Raw genomic sequence first — 17,523 nt, forward strand, 5'->3', positions numbered from 1 at the left:
TGCCCACCCGTCCACGGACCGCGAAGGAGCACCCGTGACCACCGACCTGCCCGCCGAGCCCACCACCGGCGCCCCCACCAGCCTGCCGGCCCCGCCCACCCCGCGGATCGCCGCGTCCACCGTCTTCGTCAACCTGCCGGTGCGCGACCTCGACGCCGCCAAGCGGTTCTACGAGGCGATCGGGTTCGCCGTCGACCCGACGTTCACCGACGAGAACGCGTCGGCGATCGTGTTCGGCCGGTCGATCTACGCCATGCTGCTGCGGCCGGAGTACTTCCGGACCTTCACCAGCCGGCCGCAGACCGACGCGACCCAGGCCATCGAGGTGATCACCGCGCTGGGCCTGGGCAGCCGCGCCGACGTCGACGCCGTCGCCGACGCCGCGCTCGCCGCGGGCGGCACCGAGTCGCGGCCCACCCAGGACATGGGCTGGATGTACTCGCGCGGCTTCTGCGACCTGGACGGGCACCACTGGGAGGTGCTGTCGATGGACGAGGCCGCCGCCGCCCAGGCTTTCGCCCAGGACGCGGGGCACGCGAGCAGCGGCGCCTGACGCGCTCGGGAACATCCGGCCGGGGCCCGACGGTTGCCCCTGTCATGCGAGCGATCACCTACTCCCGGTACGGCAGCGCCGACGTCCTCGAGCTCACCGAGCAGCCCGACCCCAGGGTCGGCGCGGACAGCGTGCTGGTGCGCGTGCGCGCGGCGTCGGTCAACCCCGTCGACACCGGTATCCGCGCCGGCCACCTGGACGCGCTGATGGACGTGACGTTCCCCGTCGTGCCGGGCTGGGACGTGGCCGGCGTCGTCGAGCGCGTCGGCCTGGACACCCCCGAGCTCGCGGTCGGCGACGAGGTGTACGGCTACGTGCGCAAGGACTGGGTGCACGGCGGCACCTTCGCCGAGCTCGTCGCCGCCCCCGTGCGCACCCTCGCGCGCAAGCCGGCGTCGCTGGGCTTCGAGGAGGCGGCGGCCGTGCCGCTGGCCGGCCTGACCGCGTACCAGTCGGTCGCCCGCTCCGGCGTGCGCGCGGGGCAGACCGTGCTGGTGCACGCCGCGGCCGGCGGCGTCGGATCGTTCGGCGTGCAGATCGCCCGCCACCTGGGCGCGCGCGTCATCGGCACGGCCAGCGAGGGCAACCACGACTACCTGCGCGGCCTGGGCGTCGAGCCGGTCGCCTACGGCGAGGGCCTGGCGGACCGGGTGCGCGCGCTCGCCCCGGACGGTGTCGACGTCGTGCTCGACTACGCCGGCCACGGCGCGGTGGCGCAGAGCGCCCCGCTGCTCGCCCCCGGCGGGGTCGTCACCTCGATCACCGACGCCTCGGCGCGCGACGAGCACGGCGGTCTGTACGTGTGGGTGCGCCCGTCGACGGCGGACCTCGACGCGCTGGGCGCGCTGATCGACGACGGCGCCGTGCGGGTGGAGGTGGCGCAGGTGTTCGACCTCGCGGACGCCGCCGAGGCGCACCGCGCCAGCGAGTCGCGCCACGGCCGCGGCAAGATCGTCGTGCGGGTCTGAGCCCGACCGGGACCCGACCCGGACCCGACGGCCGGCAGGCCCGGCGCCCCGCGGGGTGCCGGGCCGGTCAGCCCACGCCGTTGACGGCGTCGCCGACCCGGCGCTCGAGCACCAGCGCCGTCGCGCCGAGCGCGACGCAGCAGGCCACCACCACGGCGACGAAAGCGCCGCCGGTCCCGTGCTGGAGCAGGAGGCCGGCGGCGACCGGCCCGAGGATGGTGCCGCCCTGGAACGCGGCGGCGTTGACGGCGTTGTAGCGCCCGCGCAGGTGGTCGGGCGCCATGTCGTTGACGACGGCGGGCAGCGCCGCCTGCAGGAGGGTCTCCCCCAGCCCGAACACCCCGTGGAAGGCGAGCACGCCCACGACGGCGGCGACGGTGCCCGGCACCAGCCCGGTGAGCCCGAGCAGCACCCACGCGGCGGCCCAGATGCCGGCCATCACGAGCAGCACGCGCGTGCGGCGGTGGCCGCGGGCGCGGTTCATCACCCAGAACTGCAGCTGCCCGTACGGACGTGGTGCCCCGGCACCTGCGGCGGGATCGCCGCGGGCGGTCGGGACGACTGACCCCTCGACCGTAGCCCGCGACCCGCGCGGGGGGCGCGCGGAGGCTCGACGCCGCCAGGCGTCCGGCACGCTGGCGGGCCCCGACCGTCGCGTTACCGTGGGAGGGTCCGAGAGAGCCCGCGGTCGCGGGCGGGGTGGACGCGGCGCGCCGTGGGGGCCGGCGCAGGCGGGAGGTCGGCGATGGCCGTGAGCGGACGTGAAGGACGCGTGGCCCGCGAGGTGCGGACGCGGCTGGTCGGCGGCGCCGTCGGCATCGCGGCCGCGGCGGCCCTGTGCGCCTGCACGACGGGCCCGGCAGGGACCACGGGCTCGGCGCAGTCCTCGGCCCCTAACCTCTGCGCGAGCCTCGACGCCCTCTCGGACCAGGTCGAGCAGCTCGGGGCCGCCGTCGCGAGCGGTGCACCGACGGGTGAGCCGCCGGCCGGGGTGAGCGAGCAGGTCGCCGATGTGGAGGCCGCCCTCCGCCGGGTGGAGGCTGCGGGCGAGGGCAGCCTCGACTCCCCTGCCGCGGCGATGCAGGAGGCCCTCACCGCCTTCGGCGACGAGCTGGCCTCGGGCACCGAGGAGGGCCGTGCCGCCGCCGAGCAGTCCCTGGACGAGGTGCGGCAGAGCTGGGAGAGCATCTCCCAGGCGGCCGACGTGCGGTGCGGCACCGGGGCGAGCCCCGGCTGACGCGCGGTGCGGCCGCGGCTACGCGGCCACCGGCGGCGACGCCCCGGGGGTGCGCGCGGGCCGGGCGAGGAGCTCGAGGAGGCCGAGCACGACGAGCGCCACCACGGCGATGGTGACGATCAGCCCCGGCGTCGGCGGGCTCGCCAGCAGGAGCCACAGCACGGCCAGCCCGACGACGACGGCCCGGGCGAACCCCCGGTGCCGGCCGAGCCACAGCCCGACGGGGCCGGTGGTGACGCCCCGCTCCTCGGCGGCCCCGCGGCCGCGTGCCGCGAGCCGGGAGAAGCCGGCGCGCAGGCTGCGGGCCGAGGCGCTGGCCCCACCGAGGTAGGCGGCCAGCGCGACCACGAGCCCGAGCACGCCGACGGTGCGCATGGTGGCCCGCAGGAACGACACGAGCTGGTCGAAGACCACCTCGGCGGCATCGAGCCGCAGCACACGCCCGCTGAGGGCGTCGAGGTAGATCCCGCGGGCGACGGCGAGCCCGATGCCCAGCACGACCATGGCGGCGGCCAGCGCCAGCCCGGCGACCAGCAGGGCCCGCATCCGGTGGACGGCGACGAGGACGCCCGCGGCCAGCAGCCCGAGGGCGACCCACGGCAGCCACGTCGTGAGCGCCACCACCTGCGCGTACCGGTTCTGCAGCGTGACCAGCTCGCTGGACTGGGCGACCGTGAAGGAGGCGCTCACCTCGGGGATCCGCGCCGCCACGTCCAGACCGCGGTCGACGAGCCGCTGCTTGAGCAGCTCGATCACGCCGGCCAGCTGGATCGTCAGCTGCCCGTCCTGCCCCACCTGCAGGACCTCGCCCTGGTCGCCGCGCATCACCTGCAGGAGCTGCTCGTGGGCGACCCGGTTCGCCTGCACCCAGGCCTGCTCGAAGGCGTCGCTGCGCACCACCTCGTCGGCAGCCCGGCGGACGAACGACTCGACGCCGCTCGTCAGGGGCGCCTGCAGGGCGCCGATCGCCTCGGTCGCCCGCGGAGGCACGCCCCGCTCGGCGAGGCCGCTCGTGACTTGACCGAGCAGGGCGGCGACGTCGATCCGCGAGACGACCTCCTGCGTGATGCGCCCGGCCACCGCCGACTGCACCACGGGGTCGCCCGCCAGCGGCCCGACCGTGGCGACGTACCGGTCGGTGTCGGTGAGCTCGCGCTGCGCCCACGCCGCGACGGCGCCGGCCGGAGCCAGGAGAGCGCCCAGCACGATGAGCACCACTGCTGCGGCGGTGCGCAGCCGCCGGGGGCCGCGCGCCGTGGCCACGCGCTGGCCGTCGCCGCCCGGTGGGAGGACGCCGAGCAGCCGCGCCCGAAGCTCGGCGTTCTCCCGCTCGAGCGCGGCGAGCCGGTCGGCGACCGACGTGTCCTGCGCGGCTCCCGTCGGCGCTCCCTCAGGGGTCCCTGCCGGCAGCCCGGTCGTTCCGCTCACGTCGAACCCCCGTGCTCCTCGGGGCGCTCTGGGACGCGCCGCTCGAATGGACCACGCTCAGGCGAGCGCCTTCTCCTTCAGGCGCGTGTACTCCCGCTCGTCGAGGACCCCGGCGTCGTACAGGGCCTTCGCCTGGGCGATGTCGTCCGCTGCCGACCGGCCGGCGGTGGTGCGGATGTACTCGTCGGTCGCCTCCTTCGCCTCGGCCATGGCCTTGGTCTGGCGCTCGGCCATCCCCTTGCCACGGGCGATGACGTAGACGAGCGCGGTGAGGAAGGGCAGGACGATGAGGGCGACGATCCACAGCGCCTTGAGCCAGCCGTTCGTCTGCCGGTCACGGAAGAGGTCGCCGACGATGTGGAACAGCAGGATGAGGTACGCGATGAAGAAGAACCACCACACCATGAGCCAGAACCAGTCCCAGAAGGTGTCCATGGCGCGCTCCTCCAGTCAGGGCCGCGGGGTCGTCGCGGCCGACTCCACTGTCGGTGGGCGCCCCGAGGCCGGTCCTCACCCGTCCCGGGTAGTCGCCGCCGCGCGCAGGCTGGTCACGGGGCAGGAACGGTGCGGCCGCCGCGTGCCCGGGACGGGCCGGTCGCCGTACCGCGCACCCTGGTCGCGCGCCCCGGGCGGCCGGTGCGAGCAGGTCACCCCGGCCGGGTGAGGCCTGCCGTCGGGCGGCCTTGTGACGGTGGACGGGAGACCGCCGAGGAGGGCCGTGATGAGCGCTGCGCAGCCCCCTCGGCCGATCCTCCAGGGCTCCGGCGCCAAGCCCGTCGCGCTCGCCGCCCGGCCTGGTGCGGCGCACCCCGCCGACCCGGCCGGGACCTCGCCGCCATGGCACACCGCGCCGGCCCTCGCCGTGTGCGCCGAGCTGGGGGTGGACCCGGCGGCCGGCCTGACATCGTACGAGGTCGTGGGGCGGCGCGTGCACTACGGCCCGAACGCCCTGGCCCTGGAGCGCCGCGAGCGGCCTTGGCAGGCCTTCCTCCGCCAGTACCGCGACCTCGTGCAGCTGGTTCTGCTCGGCGCCGCGGTGGTCAGCGTCGTCGCGCTCGGCGACGTCACCACCGCCGCGGTCCTGCTCGCCCTGACCGTCCTCAACGCGCTCATCGGCCTGCACCAGGAGGGCAGGGCCGCGCAGAGCGGGGCCGCGCTGCGGCAGATGCTCGTCATGACCGCGAACGTCCGCCGCGACGGCCGCCAGCAGCAGGTCCCGGCGGAGCAGCTCGTGCCGGGCGACGTGGTCGGGTTCGAGGCGGGCGACAAGGTGCCGGCCGACGGACGGCTGCTGGTCGCGGCGTCCCTCGAGCTCGAGGAGGCGGGCCTGACCGGCGAGAGCACGCCGGTGGCCAAGACGGCCGAGCCGGTCGCGCGGCCCGACGCCCCGCTCGGCGACCGTACCGACATGGCGTACATGAGCTCCCAGGTGACGCGGGGCCGGGGCGAGATGGTCGTCACGGCCACGGGGATGGGCACCGAGGTGGGCCGCATCTCCGGGATGCTCAGCGGCGTCCAGCGGGACAAGACGCCGCTCACCCGCCAGCTCGACCGCATCACCGTGATCATCACGTCGATGGCCGGCGTCGCGCTGGTGCTCGTCGTCGTGCTCGGCCTCGCGCGGGGCGAGGACTCTGACAGCCTCTTCGTCGTGGCCGTCAGCCTCGCGCTCGCCGCGGTCCCCACCGGCCTGCCCGCCGCCATGACGATGCTGCTGTCCGTCGGCACCCGTCGGCTCGCCGAGGACGGCGCGATCGTCAAGCGCCTGAGGTCCGTGGAGACGCTCGGCTCCACGTCGGCGATCTGCTCGGACAAGACCGGCGCCCTCACGCTCAACCAGATGACCGCGCGGCGCCTGGTGCTCGCCGGGCGCCGGTACACGGTCGACGGCGAGGGCTGGTCGACGGCCGGCCGCGTGCTGGCCGCGGCCGGTGCGGGCGACGTGCCGCTCGAGCCGGTGGCGCTGCCGATGGCGCTGACGAGCGACGCCGTCGTGCGCGACGGCGAGTGCCTCGGCGACCCGACGGAGGGGGCGCTGGTGGTGCTGGCCGCCAAGGCCGGGCTCGACGTCGAGCAGACGCGCCGGGAGCACCCCCGGCTGGCGGAGGTGCCGTTCGACGCGGCGTACAGGCTCATGGCGACCGTGCACGAGATGGACGGGGTGCTGCGCTGCTACGTCAAGGGCGCCCCCGACGTGCTGCTCGCCCGCTCGAGCCGGTACCTCGCGGCGGACGGGACCACGCTGCCGCTCTCCGACGCCGACCGCACCCTGGTCGCCCGGGAGGACGACGCGCTGGCCGGCGAGGGGATGCGCGTCCTGGCGGTGGCGCGCCGCGACGTGACGGAGGCCGACCTCGCGGGCGACCTGCTCGGCGCGGTGCAGGACCTGGAGCTGCTGGCGCTGGTGGGAGTCGTGGACCCGCCGCGCCGCGAGGCGCGGGAGGCGATCGCCGAGTGCCGGGGCGCCGGGATCCGGGTCCGGATGATCACGGGCGACCACGTGACGACGGCGGCGGCGATCGCCGGCCAGCTCGGCATCGAGGGGCGCGCGCTGACCGGCGCCCAGCTCTCCGCCCTGTCCGACGCCGAGCTGGCCGCCGGCCTCGGCGACATCGGCGTCGTGGCGCGCGTGGCGCCGGAGGACAAGGTGCGGCTGGTCGACCTCCTCAAGCGCCAGGGCGCCGTGGTGGCGATGACCGGCGACGGCGTCGACGACGCGCCCGCGCTGACGCGGGCGGACATCGGCGTGGCGATGGGCATCACCGGCACGGAGGTCACCAAGGACGCCGCCGAGATCATCGTCACCGACGACAGCTTCGCCACGATCGTCACCGCCGTCGAAGGCGGCCGCGGGCTCTACGACAACCTCATGAAGTACCTCCGGTTCCAGCTCGTGGTGCTGGTCGGGTTCATCCTCACCTTCGTCGGCGCCGCGATCGTCGACGTCGCCGGCGGCACCCCCCTCACGCCCCTGCAGATCCTCTGGGTCAACTTCGCTGTCGACGTGCCGCTGGCCGCCGGCCTCGGCTTCGACGCGGCCACGCCCGGGCTCATGCGCCGCCGCCCGCGGCCACCGTCCGCCCCGGTGGTCGGCCGCGGCCCGGCCGTGCGCCTCGGCGTCGGCGGCCTGCTCGTCGCGGCCGGCGTGCTCCTCGCCGTGGCGTGGGGCACGGACCCCGCCGACCTCGCCGTGGCGACCACCATGGGACTGACCGCCATGTCGCTGCTGCAGGTCGTGGCGGCGCTCGAGTGGCGCGACCCGCACGCGAGCATCCTGTCGCACGAGACGCTGGCGAACGGCCGGTTCGTGCTGCTGGTCGTCGTCGTGCTGGCGCTGACGTTCCTCGTCTCCACGCTCGACGGGCTGCAGCGCATCTTCGGCACCGTGGAGCTGGACGGCCGCCAGTGGGGGGTCTGCGCGCTCGTGGCGCTGGCCTTCCTGCTCGTCGTCGAGCTCGGCAAGCTCGCCCTACGGGTCGTCGAGCGACGCCGGCAGCGGCCTGCCGAGGCCAGGCAGCGCGCCTGACCCGTGCGGCGCGCAGGCCTCACGGGATGAGGCCGAGCTCCCGCCCGCGCCGCACCGCGTCCCGCCGCGTCGTGACGCCGAGCTTGCGGTAGAGCGCCTTGAGGTGCGCCTTGACCGTGTTCACGGAGACGACGAAGTCCTCCGCGATCTCCTGGTTGCTCTCCATGGTCGGCAGGGCCGCCAGCACGGCGAGCTCCCGCTCGGTCAGCGGCTCGACCGGCTCCGCCGCCTCCGCGGCGCCCGCCCCGACCGGCACGTGCGCCCGCAGCACCTCACCGAGGGTGCCCGGCCGGTGGGCGACGGCCCGGCCGACCGCGGGCCGCAGCTCGGCGGTCGCCACGGTGAGGAAGGGCAGCGCCAGCTGCTCCGGCTCGGCCACGTCCAGCGCGCGCTCCACCGCCCGGTCCGCCTGACGTGTCCCCGCGCGGGCCAGCGCGGACGCCTCCACGAGCGCGGCCTCGACCCGCGTCACCGCGTCCGCCCCGTCCTCCCCCGCGCTCTGCAGCGCTGCCGCCATCCGGGCGGCCGCGCTCGCCCGTCCCGTGCCGAGCATGAGGCGGGCACGGCAGACCTCCGCGACGGCCGGCGAGCACGGCGGCCCGTCGTCGACCTGCCCGTCCAGCGGCTCGCCGTCGAGCACCGCCTGGCCGGTCGCGACGCGCGCCCGCAGGTCGCCCAGCAGCGGCGGGAGGGGTGCCGGGTCGAGCACCCGGCCGGCGTCCGCGAGCGCCCTGCGCGCGGCCCGCGGACGGCCGTGCACGACGGCGAGCAGACCTTGCAGCAGGTGCACCGCCGCCGCCGCCGCGGGGTCCCGTCCGCCCGAGTCCGCCGCGAGGGCGAGCGCGAGCCGGTGGCTCGCGCCGTCGTCGTCGGCGTGCAGCAGCCGAACCCAGCCGAGCGCCGCGTGCGCGCCGCGCGTCTGCACGTGCGCGGCCCAGCCCCGGGCGGCGGCCGTCTCGAGCACGCCGCGGGCGAGCCGCTCGCCGTCGCGCAGGCGGCCGGAGGCGACGGCCTGCAGGGCGACCACGGAGCGCGCGCCGAGGGCGGCGAGCTCCTGCCCGGCCCCCGCCTCGCCGCCTCCGGCACCCGCGTGCGCCGCGACGCCCTGGGGCGCGGTGGCGCACCACGCGAGGCCGGCCCGGCGGTCCGCGGCGGCGAGGCCGCGGTACGTCTCCAGCGCGGGGAACGGGAACGGGACGCGGTCCGCGGCGGCCAGGGCGGCTCGGCCTGCCGACGCCAGGCGCCGGACGTCGCCGCCGGCGCGGGCCGTCGCGGCGTCCAGGACCTCGAGCAGGACGGCGGCCGCCGGCTGGTCCGGCTGTTCGGCGAGCAGCTCGCGGGTCCGGGCGACGTGGTGCTGCGCCGCGTCGAGCCGGTCGGTCGCGAGGGCGAGCGCACCGGCGCACAGGTGGAGCGGCACGTCGAGGGAGAGCGCGGCGTAGGGCACGCGGGCCAGCGCCTCGGTGACGGCCTGCCGGCGCGGGTCGACGAGGTGGGCGGCGGCGGCGTCGACGAACACGTCCCCCACGAGCCCCCAGTCGGCGGACTCGACCGCGTGCTCGAGGGCGCGCAGGGGCTCCCCGTGCCGCGCGAGCCACCGCGCCGCCGCGCGGTGGGCGTCCCGCCAGCCAGCGGCGTCCTCGTGGCGCAGCTGGTGCTGCAGCATCTCCCGCAGCAGGGGGTGGTACTGGTACCAGGTCCCCTGCCCGTCGAGCGCCGTGACGAACCCGTTGGACGCGGCCAGCTCGTCGAGCAGCCGCGCGGCGGGCGCCCCGGGGTCGAGCGCGGCGGCGAGCTCGGCGCACACGGTGGACGTCACGCACGTGCGCAGCAGGAACCGCCGGGCGACGGGGTCCAGCCGGTCGAGCACCTCGGACAGGAGGTACTCCGCCGCCGACCGGTCCGCGCGCGCCAGGTCCGCGGGGTCGGGCGTCGCCTCGAGGCGCAGTCGGACGCCGACGGCCCAGCCGCCGGTGACGGCGAGCAGGCGGTCGACCTCCCCGGCGCCCAGCGAGAGGCCCTGCCGGGCACCGAGCGACGTCACGGTGGGGGCGTCGAACGCCAGCTCCCGCACGCGCAGCTCCGCGACCTCGCCCTGGCCCCGCAGCCGCTGCACGCCCAGCGCCGGGTCGAGCCGGGTGAGCACCACCAGGTGCAGCGGCAGGGGGTAGCGCAGCAGCTCGTCGACGCCCTCGAGCACCTCGGGGTCGGTGACGTGGTGGAAGTCGTCGAGCACCAGGACCACGGGGACGGGCAGCAGGTCCACCGCGGCCAGCAGGCGGCGCAGCAGGTCGGGAGAGATCCGGGGCGGCACCTGCACGACGTCGAGCGGGTGGCCGGGCGGCACCGCGCCGGCGACCCGCAGCGCGGCGAGGACGTCCGCCCAGAACGCCGTGGGCGTGCTGTCGACCGGTTCGAGCGTGAGCCACGCGACCCGCGGTCCCGTGCGGCCCTCCGCGCGAGCCCACGAGGCGACCGTCGTCGTCTTGCCCCACCCCGGGCCCGCCGAGACGAGCGTCAGCCGCTGGGAGACGGCCCCGTCCAGCCGGGCCTCGAGCTCCGGTCTGCGGACCGTGTCCGACGGCGGCGTCGGGACGGTGGTGCGAGCGCGCGCGGGCCCCAGGACCTCCGGGGCTCGTGCAGCCGCCACCGGCTCGGCACGCAGTCGGACCGAGACCATAGGACCAGGCTAGGCCTGCGACCCCGCCCGGGGTCACCCGACCCGGGTGACCCGGACGCCCGGGCGCCGTCCCTACGGTGGGCCTCGACGCCGGCGGGTGACGCCGGCGTGAGCGGGAGGCCGCGGATGGCGCTGCGGGACGGGACGAGGGGCGCCCGCCCGGGCGGGCCGCGCGCGGTCCGCGCCGCGCTCGCGGCCGTGACCGTGGCGGGCCTGGGCCTCACCGCCTGCTCGTCCGACACCGACCCGCAGCTGTGCGCGGGTCTCGACCGGCTCGCCGAGCAGGTCGACGAGCTCGGCGTTGGCGCGCCGAGCGACCTGCCGAGCGGCGTCCCGCAGGAGCAGCTCGACGAGGCGGAGGCGGCCCTCGACGAGCTCGCGAGCCTGGGCGACTCGGCCGACGGCCGCGTCGGCGCCGCGATCGACGCCCTCGAGTCGGAGCTGCGCGACTACGCCGACGCGCTGCGCTCGGGGAGCGCGGACGCCCGCGCGGCCGCCGAGGAGTCCTGGGACCAGGTGCAGGAGGGCTGGGCGGCCCTCGGCCGGGCGATGGAGGCCCACTGCGGCACCGCGGCCACGCCGGGCTGACCGGCCGGCCGTGCGCGGGCCCCGCGCGACGCACCCCCGCCGGGTGATCCCCGGCGGCCGGGGCGCGCGCACGCTGGACGGCGTGCACGAGGAGCCGAGGTCGCAGGACCGGCGCGGGAGCGGGGACGGCGGGTGGTCCGGATGTCGTTGGTCGAGCTGACCGTGGTGGGACCGGTCGGCCGGGGCGGCACCGACCTGAGCGAGCTCGGCGTCCGGCGCACCACCACCTGCACCGTGCTCGAGGTGGCCGTTCGGGACCAGTCGGCGCTGTACGGGCTGCTGCAGCGGCTTTCCGCGCTCGGCCTCGAGCTCCGCGAGCTGCGCACGGTGCCGACCGGGGCGTGGGCCGACGTCGAGGTCGTCGTGCACGGGCCCGTCGGCGCCGTGGTGCGGGCCATGCTCCGCGGCGTCGGCCGCGCCGAGCCGGCCGAGGTGTCCTCCTACCGCCTGCGCGAGGCGGACCTGGCGGCCGTCCTCGCGGTGGCGGACCAGGCCGCCCGTTCACCCGCGCCGGGTGACGACGGGTTCACGGCGTCGGCGCACGGTGGGGCGTCGGACGAGTCGTCCGCGATCGAGGGTCCGGGCGACCGGACGGGAACGGGAGGCCGTGAGATGGACCGGACGATCGACGAGATGGGGCCCGTCGACTACATCGTCGTGGAGTTCCCGCAGAACCGGCTCGACGGCGAGGCGCTGCCGCTCCTGGTCGACCTGGTCGACCGCGGCGTCATCCGCGTGCTCGACCTCGCGTTCGTGCAGAAGGACGCCGAGGGCAGGGTGGCCGGCATGGAGCTGCAGGACCTCGACGTCGACGGCGACTTCGACCTCGCCGTCTTCGACGGCGCGTCCTCGGGGATCCTCGACGAGGAGGACCTCCAGGAGGCGGGCGCCGCCCTCGAGCCCGGCAGCGCGGCCGGCGTGCTGGTCTACGAGAACTCCTGGGCCGCGCCGTTCGCCGCGGCGCTGCGCCGCGGCGGCGGCATGCTCGTCGCCAGCGGGCGGATCCCCGTGCAGTCCCTGGTGGCCGCCCTCGACGCCGCCGAGAGCCGCTGAGACACGCTGAGAGCCGCTCGAGACCACGAGTTCCCGGAAGGAGCACCCCATGCCCGGACTGCTTCGCGGTGTCGCCCGCACCGCCGTCGTCGCCGGGACGGCCAGCGCCGTCTCCGGCCGCGTCCAGCGCCGCCAGCAGGGACGGTGGGCGGAGCAGGACGCCCAGCGCGCCGCGGCGGCCGGTTACGCGCCGCAGTACGCGCCACCCCAGTACGCCCAGCCGCAGTACGCCCAGCCGCAGTACGCCCAGCCCGAGTACGCCGCGCCACAGGCCGCCCCGCAGCCGGAGGCGGGCGGCGGGTCCGACCCGATGATCGCGCAGCTGCGCCAGCTGGCCCAGCTGCGCGACCAGGGCGTCCTCACCGACGAGGAGTTCGCCGCGCAGAAGGCGCGGATCCTCGGCGGCTAGGGCCCGTGGGCACGCCTCGGGATCACACGCCGAACGTCTGCGACAGCGCGCTGCGCTCCGCGGGGGTGAGGTTGGTCTCCACGAGCCGGCCGCCCATGCCGTGGAACCGCTCGCCGAGCCGGTCGAGGTCGGCGCCCTCGGTCACGGCGAAGAGGGCCGACGTCCCCGGGGTCACCTCGGCGCGGATCTTCTCGATCTTCTCCTTGTCGATCCCCACGGCGTCGACCGCCTGCTTCGCCCCGCCCGCCGCCGCGCCGACGGCGGCGCCCGCGACCGGCGCGAGGAACAGGGTCCCGACGAGCGCGCCCCAGAACGCGCCCCAGCCGACCGAGCGCCGGCCCGCGTCGTGCGTGTGGTGGACGGTCGGCTGGTCCTCGCCCGGGGGCCAGGAGACGACCGCGTGGTCGACGACCGTCACCAGGCCCTCCAGGGCCGCGTCCTGCAGGATCCGGGCGGTCCGCTGCGCGGCGTCCGGGTCGTCGTACTTCCACACCGTGAACGTGGTCATGATCAGCTCCCTCGCCGATCCTCACGACAGCGCCGGGCAGGTGTCCCGGCACGACCATGGTGGCACAGCGGCGCCTCGTCCGGCGCTCTCGCGGACCGGTCCCGGAGCGCGCGATGGCTGAGCACCGCCCCGAGCACGGGCGGTCCGGGCACCGTCACCTCGCGCTGCCGCACGTGCCCGAGATGCTGTACGGCGCCGTCGTGACCGCGTCGGTGCTCGCCGTGTTCAGCGCCCACGCGCCCGAGACGGCGGGCGTCGTCGTCGCCACCGCCGCAGTGTCGGTCGTCTACTGGCTCGCGCACGTCTACGTCGACGCCGTCGGCGGCCGGTTCGTCGACCGCGAGCACCCCACGCACGTCCGCCTCGGCACCGCGCTCGCGCAGAACTGGTCGGTGCTGATCGGCAGCGCCCCGCCGATCCTCGTGCTGCTGCTCGCCCGCGCGCTCGGCGCGGCCCCCGAGACGGCGGCGTGGGTCGCGCTCTGGGTCACGATCGCCCTGCTCGTGGCCACGGGCGGGGCCGCGGCCTACCGGGCGGGCGCGCGCGGCGGCGCGCTGGTCATCGAGGCGCTGGTCGCCGGCGCGTTCGGCGTGCTCGTCGTGCTGCTGAAGTACCTGCTGCACTGACGGCCCTCCCCCTGCCCGCCGCGACGCGCTAGGTTCGCGCCGTGACGCAGCCGCCCTCCCCCGCCGACCACGTGACCTTCCGCCCGGCCGTCCGCGCCGACCTCGAGCGCGTCGTCGCGCTCATCGCCGACGACGCCGTCGCCGCCGTGCGCACCGGCGCGTTCGGCCCCGCCCACGAGGCCGCCTTCGCCGCGATCGAGGCCAGCCCGAACGACGAGCTCTGGGTCGCCGAGCTCGACGGGGAGGTGGTCGGCACCATGCAGCTGACGTTCGTGCCGGGCATCTCGCGCGCCGGCGCCACGCGGCTGCTCGTCGAGGCGGTGCGGGTCGACGCCCGGCTCCGCGGCCAGGGCCTGGGCCGGCGGCTCATGGAGCACGCCCACGCCCGCGGGCGCGAGCGCGGGTGCGCACTGGCGCAGCTCACCAGCGACAAGACCCGCGCCGACGCCCACCGCTTCTACCGGTCGCTCGGCTACGCCCAGTCCCACGAAGGGTTCAAGCTGCCGCTGTGACCGGGGCCCGGCGAGGCCGCGGGCCGCTAGCGCTCCTGGGTGCCGAAGTACTCGCCGCGGGCGAGCACGTGGCCGCGGGCCAGCGCCACGACGTCGTCCAGCCGCCGCAGCCGGGCGTCCTGCGGGACGGCGCGGTCCAGGGCGAAGAGGTGGAACCCGTAGGTGTGGCGCCCGTGGCCCGGCAGCGCCCGCGGCCCCTGGTAGCCGCGCAGCCCCAGCGTGCCGGTGACGAACCGCACGCGGCCGCGCCCCACCCGGGCGGGCTCGACGCCGGGGGTCAGCGTCAGCGCCCCCTCGACCGCCCGCTTCGCGGTGGGCTCGAGCAGGGCGACGAGGTGGACGAAGGGCCGCCGCGCCGGCGCGTCCGGGTCCTCCACGACGAGCAGGAGCTGGGCGGTGCCCACCGGCGGGCGCGACCAGGTGAACCCCGGCGCGACGTTGTCGCCCACGCCCCGCCCGGCGTGGCGCGGCGGGATGGGCGCGCCGTCGGCGAAGGCGTCGGTGGTCAGCTCGAGGGTCGCCGGCATGTCCGGCGCGATCAGCGCGACGACGCCCTGGCTGGTGCCGGCGCGCCGGCGCCGCAGCACCCGGCCGACGGTGGCGACGGCACGAGCGGACCCCGGAGCGTGCGCCCCGGACCCTGACGCGGACGAGCTGGACACCGTTCGAGGCTCCCACCGCGACGGGGCGCTCGCCCGGCCGGCGGGGCCGCCGCCGCCGATCCGCGGCGGGGGCCGGCGCGCTACCGTCACACCGTGCCGAAGACCCCGCCGACCACCCCGCCGACCACCCCGCAGGTCACGCTGCGCGACGCCTCGCCGGCCGACGCCGCCGCCTGCGCGGCGCTCTACGCGCCGTACGTGTCGGGGACCGCGGTCAGCTTCGAGGACGTCCCGCCGTCGGGCACCGAGATGGCGCGGCGCATCGAGGCGTACGGCGCGAGCCACGCGTGGCTCGTGGCCGACCTCGACGGCGCGCTGGTCGGCTACGCCTACGCCGGCCCGTACCGCCCCCGCCCGGCCTACCGCTGGACCGCCGAGAGCAGCGTCTACCTCGGGCTCGACGCGCCGCGACGCACGGGCGCCGGCCGCGCGCTGTACGCGGCGCTGCTCGAGCGGCTGGCCGCGCGCGGCTACCGGCAGGTGATCACCGGCATCACCCTGCCCAACGACGCCAGCGTGGGCCTGCACCGCGCGCTGGGCTTCGTCGAGGTGGGCGTCGAGCGGCAGGTCGGCTGGAAGCTCGGCGCCTGGCACGACCTGCTGCGGATGCAGCGCTCGCTGGTGCCCGGGGCGCCGGGCGGCGCGCCCGCCGAGCCCTGCTGACGCCGAGCCCCGGTGGCTCAGTGGCCCGCGCCGAGGGCGCCGGAGAGGCGCTCGAGGCGCGCGGCCGTGTCGGCGTTGGCCCCGACCACGGTGACCGTGGTGCCGCGGGCCGCGTACCTCGTCCGCACGGCGTCCAGCGCCGCCACGGTCGAGGCGTCCCAGACGTGCGCCCCGCTGAGGTCGATGACCACGCCCCGCGGGTCGCCGCTGTAGTCGAACTGGTGCACCAGGTCGTTCGACGAGGCGAAGAACAGCTCGCCGGTGACGGCGTAGACCGCGCGGCCGTCGGCGTCGGGGCCGTCCAGGCGGGTGACGGTCGTCAGGTGCGCGACGCGGCGGGCGAACATCAGCGTGGCGACCAGCACGCCGACGATGACGCCGTAGGCGAGGTTGTGCGTGGCCACGGTGACCACGACGGTGGCGAGCATCACCGCGGTCTCCGACCTCGGCATGCGCCGCAGCGTGGCCGGGCGGACCGAGTGCCAGTCGAACGTGCCGACCGAGACCATGACCATCACCGCGACGAGCGCGGCCATCGGCATGATCGCCACGACGTCGCCGAGGCCCACGACGAGGACCAGCAGGAAGGCGCCCGCGAGGAACGTGGAGATCCGGGTGCGGGCGCCGGAGGCCTTCACGTTGATCATCGTCTGGCCGATCATGGCGCAGCCGCCCATGCCGCCGAAGAAGCCGGTGACCACGTTGGCGACGCCCTGGCCCCACGCCTCGCGGGTCTTGTTCGAGCGGGTGTCGGTGACCTCGTCGACGAGCTTGGCCGTCATCAGCGACTCCAGCAGCCCGACCAGCGCCATGCCGAGCGCGTAGGGCGCGACGGTGCGCAGCGTCTCCAGCGTCAGCGGCACGTCCGGGAAGAACAGCGAGGGCAGCGACTCGGGCAGCGCGCCCTCGTCGCCGACGGTCGGCACCGCGATGCCGGCGGCGACGACCACGACGGTGACGAGCACGATCGCCACGAGCGGGGCGGGCACGACCTTCGTCAGGCGCGGGAAGAGCACCATGATCGCGATCCCGGCGGCGGTCAGCGGGTAGACCGCGAACGGCACGCCCTGCAGGTGCGGCAGCTGGGACAGGAAGATCAGGATCGCCAGGGCGTTGACGAAGCCCACCATCACCGAGCGCGGGACGAACCGCATCAGCCGGGCGACGCCCAGCACGCCGAGGACCACCTGGATCAGGCCGGCGAGGATGACGGCGGCGACGAGGTGGTCGAGCCCGTGCTCGCGCACCAGGGGGGCGACCACGAGGGCGACGGCGCCGGTGGCCGCGGAGATCATGGCGGGGCGGCCGCCGACGAACGCGATCGTGACGGCCATGGTGAAGCTGGCGAACAGCCCCACGCGCGGGTCCACGCCGGCGATGATCGAGAACGCGATCGCCTCGGGGATCAGGGCGAGAGCCACCACCAGGCCGCCGAGCACCTCGGTGCGCAGGGCGCGGGGCGAGCGCAGGGTGGCGCGCACCGAGTGGTCGACGGCGGGGTGGTCGACGGTGGGGTGGTCGACGACGGCGGGGGCGGCGGGAGCGGGCACGTCCACCAACCCTACCCTTACGTGAGGGTAGGGTTCGTGGGCGCCCGTCCGGCAGAATCGACGACCATGAGCACGCCCGCCGCCTCGGGGTCCGCCGCAGGGTCCTCCGCAGGGTCCGCCGCCACCATGCACATCGGCGCCGTCGCCGAGCGCACGGGCCTGTCGCTGCGCTCGCTGCGGCACTGGGACGAGGTGGGGCTCGTGCGCCCCTCGGGCCGCACCGAGGGCGGCTTCCGCCTCTACACCGAGCCCGACGTCGAGCGGATCCTGCTGGTGCGGCGGATGAAGCCGCTCGGCTTCTCCCTCGAGGAGATGGGCCGCCTGCTCGAGCTGGCCGACCGCGTGGCCGCCGGCGACGCGGACGACGCCGTGCGCGCCGAGCTCGCCGGCCTCGTCGCGGCGGCGCAGGAGCGCCGGGCCGAGCTGGCCCGCAAGCTCGACATGGCCGACGAGCTCATCGCGCTGCTGCGGGCGCTCTAGCCCCGCGCGCCTCCCCCGCCAGGCACGGCATCTCCCCCGCCCGGGGGAGGGCCGCGGGCCCGCGGTCGCCGAGCGTGGTC

18 protein-coding genes are annotated in these 17,523 nt (G+C 76.7%); 11 read left to right on the forward strand and 7 right to left on the reverse strand.

From position 1 onward, the window contains the following. Positions 1-34: 34 nt before the first annotated feature. Together U5M74_RS03770 and U5M74_RS03775 are read left to right on the forward strand one after the other, a co-directional pair. Positions 35-553, forward strand: a complete 519-nt coding sequence (locus tag U5M74_RS03770) for a VOC family protein (protein WP_410906276.1) — start codon at positions 35-37, stop codon at positions 551-553. A 44-nt stretch (positions 554-597) separates the two neighbouring features. After that, complete coding sequence (locus U5M74_RS03775; RefSeq protein ID WP_410906278.1) at positions 598-1,521, forward strand: NADP-dependent oxidoreductase; 924 nt, start codon at positions 598-600, stop codon at positions 1,519-1,521. 67 nt (positions 1,522-1,588) lie between these two features. On the opposite strand, the gene U5M74_RS03780 is transcribed toward U5M74_RS03775, so the two are convergent. Beyond that, positions 1,589-2,005 carry an MFS transporter gene (locus U5M74_RS03780; protein ID WP_410906280.1) on the reverse strand — a complete coding sequence of 139 codons (417 nt, stop codon included), beginning with the start codon at positions 2,003-2,005 and terminating at the stop codon, positions 1,589-1,591. Positions 2,006-2,293: 288 nt separating this feature from the next. Between U5M74_RS03780 and U5M74_RS03785 the strand changes: the two genes are divergently transcribed. Continuing rightward, positions 2,294-2,758: a hypothetical protein gene (locus tag U5M74_RS03785; RefSeq protein ID WP_410906282.1), complete on the forward strand. Its 465-nt coding sequence runs from the start codon at positions 2,294-2,296 to the stop codon at positions 2,756-2,758. Between the two features lie 18 nt (positions 2,759-2,776). Here the strand turns inward: U5M74_RS03785 and U5M74_RS03790 are convergent, their stop codons facing one another. Together U5M74_RS03790 and U5M74_RS03795 are read right to left on the reverse strand one after the other, a co-directional pair. Next, positions 2,777-4,186: a hypothetical protein gene (locus tag U5M74_RS03790; RefSeq protein ID WP_410906284.1), complete on the reverse strand. Its 1,410-nt coding sequence runs from the start codon at positions 4,184-4,186 to the stop codon at positions 2,777-2,779. A 57-nt stretch (positions 4,187-4,243) separates the two neighbouring features. After that, positions 4,244-4,621: a PLDc N-terminal domain-containing protein gene (locus U5M74_RS03795; protein WP_410906286.1), complete on the reverse strand. Its 378-nt coding sequence runs from the start codon at positions 4,619-4,621 to the stop codon at positions 4,244-4,246. Positions 4,622-4,907: 286 nt separating this feature from the next. Between U5M74_RS03795 and U5M74_RS03800 the strand changes: the two genes are divergently transcribed. Beyond that, entirely contained in the window at positions 4,908-7,712 is a 2,805-nt protein-coding gene (locus U5M74_RS03800) for a cation-translocating P-type ATPase (RefSeq protein WP_410906288.1), read from the forward strand. 19 nt (positions 7,713-7,731) lie between these two features. Here the strand turns inward: U5M74_RS03800 and U5M74_RS03805 are convergent, their stop codons facing one another. Continuing rightward, positions 7,732-10,392, reverse strand: coding sequence for a LuxR C-terminal-related transcriptional regulator (locus tag U5M74_RS03805; protein ID WP_410906290.1), 2,661 nt, complete (start codon positions 10,390-10,392; stop codon positions 7,732-7,734). Between the two features lie 126 nt (positions 10,393-10,518). Here U5M74_RS03805 and U5M74_RS03810 point away from each other — a divergent pair, with 126 nt between their 5' ends. From U5M74_RS03810 to U5M74_RS03820, 3 genes are all read left to right on the forward strand, one after another. Next, complete coding sequence (locus U5M74_RS03810; RefSeq protein ID WP_410906292.1) at positions 10,519-10,980, forward strand: hypothetical protein; 462 nt, start codon at positions 10,519-10,521, stop codon at positions 10,978-10,980. A 141-nt stretch (positions 10,981-11,121) separates the two neighbouring features. Beyond that, positions 11,122-12,033: a DUF6325 family protein gene (locus U5M74_RS03815; RefSeq protein ID WP_410906294.1), complete on the forward strand. Its 912-nt coding sequence runs from the start codon at positions 11,122-11,124 to the stop codon at positions 12,031-12,033. 49 nt (positions 12,034-12,082) lie between these two features. Then, positions 12,083-12,442: an SHOCT domain-containing protein gene (locus U5M74_RS03820; protein ID WP_410906296.1), complete on the forward strand. Its 360-nt coding sequence runs from the start codon at positions 12,083-12,085 to the stop codon at positions 12,440-12,442. Between the two features lie 22 nt (positions 12,443-12,464). On the opposite strand, the gene U5M74_RS03825 is transcribed toward U5M74_RS03820, so the two are convergent. Beyond that, positions 12,465-12,950: a DUF1269 domain-containing protein gene (locus U5M74_RS03825; protein ID WP_410906298.1), complete on the reverse strand. Its 486-nt coding sequence runs from the start codon at positions 12,948-12,950 to the stop codon at positions 12,465-12,467. Positions 12,951-13,063: 113 nt separating this feature from the next. Here U5M74_RS03825 and U5M74_RS03830 point away from each other — a divergent pair, with 113 nt between their 5' ends. Next, a complete protein-coding gene (locus tag U5M74_RS03830; RefSeq protein WP_410906300.1) occupies positions 13,064-13,576 on the forward strand; it encodes a hypothetical protein in 513 nt (170 codons plus the stop codon). Positions 13,577-13,617: 41 nt separating this feature from the next. Then, the gene (locus tag U5M74_RS03835) at positions 13,618-14,088 is read left to right on the forward strand and encodes a GNAT family N-acetyltransferase (RefSeq protein ID WP_410906302.1); all 471 of its coding nucleotides are present in this window, start codon (positions 13,618-13,620) and stop codon (positions 14,086-14,088) included. 26 nt (positions 14,089-14,114) lie between these two features. On the opposite strand, the gene U5M74_RS03840 is transcribed toward U5M74_RS03835, so the two are convergent. Then, the gene (locus U5M74_RS03840; protein ID WP_410906304.1) at positions 14,115-14,675 is read right to left on the reverse strand and encodes a YbhB/YbcL family Raf kinase inhibitor-like protein; all 561 of its coding nucleotides are present in this window, start codon (positions 14,673-14,675) and stop codon (positions 14,115-14,117) included. Positions 14,676-14,843: 168 nt separating this feature from the next. Between U5M74_RS03840 and U5M74_RS03845 the strand changes: the two genes are divergently transcribed. Beyond that, a complete protein-coding gene (locus U5M74_RS03845) occupies positions 14,844-15,413 on the forward strand; it encodes a GNAT family N-acetyltransferase (RefSeq protein ID WP_410906306.1) in 570 nt (189 codons plus the stop codon). 17 nt (positions 15,414-15,430) lie between these two features. Here U5M74_RS03845 and U5M74_RS03850 read toward each other — a convergent pair whose 3' ends face one another. Continuing rightward, complete coding sequence (locus U5M74_RS03850) at positions 15,431-16,963, reverse strand: SulP family inorganic anion transporter (RefSeq protein WP_410906308.1); 1,533 nt, start codon at positions 16,961-16,963, stop codon at positions 15,431-15,433. Positions 16,964-17,029: 66 nt separating this feature from the next. Between U5M74_RS03850 and U5M74_RS03855 the strand changes: the two genes are divergently transcribed. Then, positions 17,030-17,443: a MerR family transcriptional regulator gene (locus U5M74_RS03855; RefSeq protein ID WP_410906310.1), complete on the forward strand. Its 414-nt coding sequence runs from the start codon at positions 17,030-17,032 to the stop codon at positions 17,441-17,443. The last annotated feature ends 80 nt before the right edge of the window (positions 17,444-17,523 follow it).

Source organism: Puerhibacterium sp. TATVAM-FAB25, assembly GCF_046535855.1.
In the GTDB taxonomy this organism is placed as follows: Bacteria; Actinomycetota; Actinomycetes; order Actinomycetales; family Cellulomonadaceae; genus Puerhibacterium; species Puerhibacterium variabilis_A.

Bases quoted from the DNA above. Each gene is read 5' to 3' on its own strand.
- U5M74_RS03775 (WP_410906278.1), top strand. From the start codon at position 598: ATGCGAGCGATCACCTACTCCCGGTACGGCAGCGCCGACGTCCTCGAG.
- U5M74_RS03780 (WP_410906280.1), bottom strand. From the start codon at position 2,005: ATGAACCGCGCCCGCGGCCACCGCCGCACGCGCGTGCTGCTCGTGATG.
- U5M74_RS03795 (WP_410906286.1), bottom strand. From the start codon at position 4,621: ATGGACACCTTCTGGGACTGGTTCTGGCTCATGGTGTGGTGGTTCTTC.
- U5M74_RS03800 (WP_410906288.1), top strand. From the start codon at position 4,908: ATGAGCGCTGCGCAGCCCCCTCGGCCGATCCTCCAGGGCTCCGGCGCC.
- U5M74_RS03805 (WP_410906290.1), bottom strand. From the start codon at position 10,392: ATGGTCTCGGTCCGACTGCGTGCCGAGCCGGTGGCGGCTGCACGAGCC.
- U5M74_RS03810 (WP_410906292.1), top strand. From the start codon at position 10,519: ATGGCGCTGCGGGACGGGACGAGGGGCGCCCGCCCGGGCGGGCCGCGC.
- U5M74_RS03815 (WP_410906294.1), top strand. From the start codon at position 11,122: ATGTCGTTGGTCGAGCTGACCGTGGTGGGACCGGTCGGCCGGGGCGGC.
- U5M74_RS03820 (WP_410906296.1), top strand. From the start codon at position 12,083: ATGCCCGGACTGCTTCGCGGTGTCGCCCGCACCGCCGTCGTCGCCGGG.
- U5M74_RS03825 (WP_410906298.1), bottom strand. From the start codon at position 12,950: ATGACCACGTTCACGGTGTGGAAGTACGACGACCCGGACGCCGCGCAG.
- U5M74_RS03830 (WP_410906300.1), top strand. From the start codon at position 13,064: ATGGCTGAGCACCGCCCCGAGCACGGGCGGTCCGGGCACCGTCACCTC.
- U5M74_RS03855 (WP_410906310.1), top strand. From the start codon at position 17,030: ATGAGCACGCCCGCCGCCTCGGGGTCCGCCGCAGGGTCCTCCGCAGGG.